Source organism: Nocardia sp. NPDC006982 (assembly GCF_042869435.1).
In the GTDB taxonomy this organism is placed as follows: Bacteria; Actinomycetota; Actinomycetes; order Mycobacteriales; family Mycobacteriaceae; genus Nocardia.
This window is the reverse complement of the sequence record NZ_JBIAFV010000059.1, coordinates 1-5,671: the sequence shown is the minus strand read 5'-3', so window position 1 is coordinate 5,671 and position 5,671 is coordinate 1. Positions and strand designations below refer to the sequence as shown.

3 protein-coding genes and 1 pseudogene are annotated in these 5,671 nt (G+C 60.8%); 2 read left to right on the top strand and 2 right to left on the bottom strand.

Features of this window, described 5'->3' with window-relative positions; genetic code table 11:
- Window positions 1–1,165, top strand: a 1,165-nt coding sequence (locus ACFYOW_RS49210; RefSeq protein WP_387299048.1) for a transposase, incomplete at its 5' end; no start/stop codon positions are given.
- Window positions 1,166–1,515: 350 nt separating this feature from the next.
- Window positions 1,516–2,247, top strand: a pseudogene (locus ACFYOW_RS49205) (transposase); the annotation flags it as partial.
- Window positions 2,248–2,301: 54 nt separating this feature from the next.
- Here the strand turns inward: ACFYOW_RS49205 and ACFYOW_RS49200 are convergent.
- Both ACFYOW_RS49200 and ACFYOW_RS49195 read right to left on the bottom strand, forming a co-directional pair.
- Window positions 2,302–4,584 (bottom strand): hypothetical protein, encoded by a 2,283-nt coding sequence (locus ACFYOW_RS49200; RefSeq protein WP_387299046.1) that lies wholly within the window; start codon window positions 4,582–4,584, stop codon window positions 2,302–2,304.
- Window positions 4,585–4,745: 161 nt separating this feature from the next.
- Complete coding sequence (locus tag ACFYOW_RS49195) at window positions 4,746–5,087, bottom strand: hypothetical protein (protein ID WP_387299044.1); 342 nt, start codon at window positions 5,085–5,087, stop codon at window positions 4,746–4,748.
- Between the last annotated feature and the right edge of the window lie 584 nt (window positions 5,088–5,671).

The window sequence follows — 5,671 nt, the reverse complement described above, 5'->3', positions numbered from 1 at the left end:
ACACACCAGCCCCACGCCACCTCCTCGGGTCAGAAATTCGCAAAACAGACAAGGTGGCGAAGATGGGAGACAAGAAGAAGGGTTAAATCTCAAGCTTGGAAACTCTTTCCGAGAGAGCGGATTCCGACGACAAGCGCAAGAAGCGTTGACCGTCGCCTATAAGGCGTTGACCACCGCGCGGGTCTCGACCCGGCGGGCAGCGTCGTTGACCGGGCTGGTGCGTTCGACCGCGATCCGCCGAGACCAGGCCGCGACAGCACCGGCACCGGTGGTTGAGCCGGCACTGGCGGCGGAGCCACCCAACAAGCTCACCGTGCTGGAGCGACGCCGAATCCTGGAGGTGCTCAACAGTTCCCGGTTCGTCGACTTGGCGCCGTTGCAGATCTATGCCCAGTTGCTCGACGAGGGCACTTACCTGTGTTCGGTGTCCACGATGTATCGGGTGCTGCGCGAGAACAGGCAGGTCAGCGAACGACGCCGGTTGGCGCGCCATCCGGCGAAAGTGTGTCCGGAACTGGTCGCGACCGCGCCCCGGCAGGTGTATTCCTGGGACATCACCAAACTGCCCGGCCCGGTCAAGGGCCAGTACTTCGACGCCTACGTGATGATCGACATCTACTCCCGCTATCTCGTCGGGGTTCATGTCCACACCCACGAATCCGGTGTGCTGGCAACGGAATTGATGCTCGAGATCTTCGGTGTCCACGGCATCCCACAAGTGGTGCACGCTGACCGGGGCACCTCGATGACTTCGAAATCCGTCGCCGCGCTACTCGCCGATCTCGAGGTCACCCGATCACATTCGCGGCCGCGGGTGTCCAATGACAACCCGTACTCCGAAGCGCTGTTCAAGACCTTGAAATACGGGCCGGAGTTCCCTGAGCGCTTCGGATCCCTCTCCGAGGCAAAACAATTCATGGATTGTTTCGCCGGGTGGTACAACCACGAACACCGCCACACCGGCCTCGGCTTACACACTGCCGCCGACGTCCACTACGGCCTCGCAGCGGGCAAAGCCGCCGACCGCCGCGGCGTACTCGATGCCGCCCGCGCCAGGCACCCACACCGCTTCGCCACCACCACTGCACCGAAGATCCTCGACCTACCCGACAGCGTCTGGATCAACCGACCCGCCACCCAGGAGACCAATACGCAAGCGGCATAACACACCCACTGGTCTCATTCAGCTTGAAAAATTCCGGGTTGACGGTGGTCGCGAGAAGGGTGAGCAGCCCGGTTGTGTGTCAGGAGGGCGGAACGCCTCGTAGTAGTGATGAAGTCCTTGTAATGGGGATGGAGCGAAGGGGGCGTGCTGTCGGGTTTCGATCGACGATCAACCAGAAATGGGAGGAATCCGATGACCGGAACGAGATCGGCGGGCAAACCGTTCGATATTCCGAAAACTCTGGTGTGGGAGGCATATCAGAAGGTCAAAGCCAACAAAGGTGCGGCTGGTGTGGATGGGCAGTCGTTAGCGGAGTTCGAGCAGGACGAGAAGGACAACCTGTATAAACTCTGGAATCGGCTGTCGTCGGGAAGCTATTTCCCGCCACCCGTGCGGGCGGTGGATATCCCGAAACCTGGTGGCGGGGTTCGCACTCTCGGTGTCCCCTGTTGCCGACGGAAGCTGGTGTCGCAGTGGGGGTGTCGCCGGTCATGGGCAGTCGGTGGTTCCGTGATGCTGGCGGGATGTCACCGTATTCCTGGAACCGGCCCGGCGGCCGCTACCTTTCGTTCGCCGAGCGTGAGGAGATCGCGCTGCTCAGGGTGCAGGGCAAGGGAGTTCGGCAGATCGCGCGGGCGTTGGGTCGCAGTCCATCGACGATCTCGCGGGAGCTGCGGCGAAACGCCGCGACGCGGGGCGGCAAGCTGGACTACCGCGCATCGGTGGCCCAGTGGAAAGCCGAGCTGTTCGCCAGACGCCCGAAGACTGCGAAACTCGTTGAGAACCAGCAGCTTCGGGACTATGTCCAGCAAGGCCTGTCGGGGCGGATCGCCGACGCGAACGGCAAGGTTGCCGCTGGCCCGGTGACAGGAACGTGGACCGGCCGGAACAAGCCACACCGCTCGGACCGGCAATGGGTGCAAGCGTGGAGCCCGGAGCAGATCTCGCGGCGGTTGCGGATCGACTTCCCCGACGACGAGTCGATGCGGATCAGCCACGAGGCCATCTACCAGGGGTTGTATATCGAGGGACGCGGCGCGCTCGACCACACCGGCCGCTCCGCTCTGTGGCAGGGCAGTGCACCTGCTCATGGAGCGGAGCGTCGGGCGATACCTCCGCCGCGGTGGAGCCCGGAATTAGGGATCCCATGGGTCGAGACCGGCGTCGGGTTCGAGGTGATCGAGGTTGGAGATTCGTCTGGCCGAATTCATCAGGTCGAGGCGATAGCGCTCCAAGGGCAGTGCGCGACTGGGGTCTTTGAGAGCCTTCCAATATGCCGCTGCTGCGGCCTGGTGGTCTGATGCCAGCCTGTGACCGATGGCCCACCGAGTATCCCGGCTGGCACTGTTCCACTCGTCCGGCAAAATATGTGTACGCAGATCGATCTCGGAATCCGACAATGCAAGCACCCTTGCCACAAAGGCAGAGTCGACATCCGTCGAGCCAGCTATCGGCGCGTTCGTATGCCTGAGAAAGTTGTTTGCCGAAACGAGCGCCTGTGCAGCGAACGCTCCATGCGCCGGATCACCAACATGATTCTCGACCGCCCGCGCAGCGGCCAGGGCCTTCTGCAGCGGCGCAAACCCGTAAGGGTTGCGCGACATGCTGGCATTCTGGACAGCCATCGCCCTTTGACCATTGATGACGGCAGCGTTGGTTGCACCAAAGCTCAGCAGTGTGCTAGCCACATACGTATCAGGAACCCGGCTGTCACCGAGTCCATCGAGCGCATTCTGGAGCCCCAGCTCAGTGTGGATTCCCCCCGCCTTTTCTGCGCGGGCCCGGGCTTTCTCCCGCCAGTTTTCCCGGGCCATACTCTGCCAGACCTGAAAATCGCGTTGCATCGGAGCAACTTCGATATTTGTTCGATCGACACGTCGCCGTCCCCGAGCCAACGGGTCCAACGGATTCTTGGTGCCGCCGGCCAACCAACCGATAATCGGGGAAGCATTGACCGCATTCAAGGCCGAAACTGCAGCGAGCAGTTTGATGCCTGATCGTGACTGAATGTTCGTATAACCCATTCCCAGCGCAGCGCCGCCACCCGCACCCGAGCTGTGTCCATCATTTTGTATAGCAAGAGCGAACCGGTTGGTGACCCAATTCGAGCCCCGTGTCAAACTGGCATTGAGCTTTCGCAACTGTACGATGCCGATAAACTCCGCGTTGGCGCCGAGCACGAGCACAGTCATGACGTGACCGTGAGCTTGCTCGAAGAGAGCGCCAAGGAACAGTTCGTAAATGCTGAGGAAAATGATGAAGACTGTCATCCGGGCCGCCGCGATGAATGCGTCGGTAATATCGCGGAGTAGTGCAGTCTGTGTCGGACCGTAAATGAATCCGCCTGCGGCGAACCCGAAAATAGCTCTGAAAGAGTAGTAAATTGAGTCCAACGCAGCCCAGATGATCTTCAGCCCCAGATACTGCCCGAAACACAGCAGAATGGCTGCGCAAACAAGTAGCATCAGGCCAGATCCCACCTGTCCCAGGCTCGGGTTGCGAGCTTTGGCGTAGGCCGTGGAATCGCCACACTGTCGAACGCCGTCCAAGACTTGGCCCTCATGGCCCGACTCGATGCCAGTTGTCCACGCCGCTCGGCAGCGCGGCGACTGGTCGATGACGTGACCGAAGTTCCATACCTGCAACGGCTTCCGAGCGAAGTTGTCCGCCAGTTCGCCCTGCAGCCCGATCACGAGTTGATCTGGCTGGGATGTCGATTCTCCAAAAAGCCCAGCAGCGACCGAGATACCCACGTCACGGCCCCGCGCAAGCAAGCCGTGCGAAGACAATACATCCGCTAGCGGGTCGGCCAGTGTGATGGGGCCGAGCACTGCCACCAGCAGCATGGTCATCACCTGCAAGGCCGCCTTGGCGTAGTAGCCGCGCACCGTAAACCACGCAACGAAGAGCGCACCGATGGACGCCGCAGTGATCAAGACAATAGGAGTCGCGATCTGACCAGTCAGACGGTGGGCAACCGCAGTCAGCGCCTGGCCGATCGGGTCCAGCCACTGGAAACTCACCGAATAACCGATCATCCACACCGCGGAGGTCACGATAACGAGATAGCCGATGAATTCGAGACCCAATATCACTGATAGGGTGCTCGTCACCGGATGTAGAATGCCACCGTGGTCGGTAGCAAACGTATAATCGGTTAGCGGAACACCCTCCGTGTCACGGATGTTCATCCAGCTCAGGGCATCCAGCGAGGACTCGGTGGTGGTCGAGCCGGTTTGGGCTCGCGCTACTGCGCCTACCGCGCCGGGGATGATAGCGAGCAAGCAGAACGTTGCCAGAGTCCACGCGAGCCTGCGCCGCATAGGCGAGGCGTTCCACCAGCGCACGCACATGCGTACGAGAACACCGAGCCGCACCGATTCCTGGAGCAGCAATTTCCGATACACATGTTTAAGCATTGGCTGCACCATGTTCACCCGAGGGTGCAGCCGACCATGCGCAGACCGTGTTTTTCCGGTAGCCGACCGGATGAGTACTCCGGTTTCTATGAACAGTAAATTCGCAATCGAATTCCGAGCTTGACGTCCTCGGTTCGAAGGTTCGAGGGGTAACAATGATTTCATGACCTAAGTCGGCCCTGTTGCAGATCGAAACAGACCAGCCCGTGCTGCGTCGTTATGTTCGCAACAGAAGCGGACACCTCGATACTGCGCTCGTACACGACGTCGATACAACACACGCTGCCGCTCGCGTCTCCGGTCCCGCGAGTGGCGCAGGGTCTGTCACAGCTGTCATACGATTTGGGCCAGCCAGGCAAAAGCGCTGCGATGAAGGTCTTGACTCCTGGGGTGGGCGGCTCCTGTTCTGCTTCCAGATAACGCTCGACGAGGCGATAGAACCCATCGTCCTCCCGATCATCGGCCCGCCGTGCACCCTTACAGGCCGCCATGCCATTGCTCATGAGCGAATGATGCATCCCTACATAAACATGCCACATCGCAAAAGCTGCTATTTCGGCATGTTGGCGGATCTTTCAAACTGCATGACGTATCATCATGAGACAACAGCGCGACCCGGCTTCCGAGACACTGCTCGGTTACTCCCTGCGCAAGACCTCCCAACGCGCGGCCCGGCAAGCGGAAGCACGACACAGCGTTGATCGCAGCTTCCCATTGGATGAACCGGGAGCCGCGGAGCGGGTGCGGAACCGGTGCCGGTGAACGAACTCGACTTTCAGGGTGGAGTTGAACGATCGGCCGGGGAGTTGTCCAGGGCCGAGGCGACCCGGCCCATCGACTGCACTACACCCAGGTGCCGGCACAAGGCGTTCGTGGCTGCGGCGGTGTATTGCCGCGGTCGGAGTGGAAGATCACCCCGCCGATCGCATCGAACCCGCCTCGCGTGGCAGCGGCCATTTTCTGTGCGGCACAAGCGAGTTCGGCGTCATGATGGTGGGCTGCTCCCAATGAATGAGACCATCTGGTATTAGAGTCCCGTTTGGCCTGATGAGGGCCGAGAAGGGACACTGATCGACATGGCAGGACG

What these genes read in the sequence shown, in the direction of transcription:
- ACFYOW_RS49200 (WP_387299046.1), bottom strand. Translation starts at nt 4,584, where the DNA reads ATGCTTAAACATGTGTATCGGAAATTGCTGCTCCAGGAATCGGTGCGG.
- ACFYOW_RS49195 (WP_387299044.1), bottom strand. Translation starts at nt 5,087, where the DNA reads ATGAGCAATGGCATGGCGGCCTGTAAGGGTGCACGGCGGGCCGATGAT.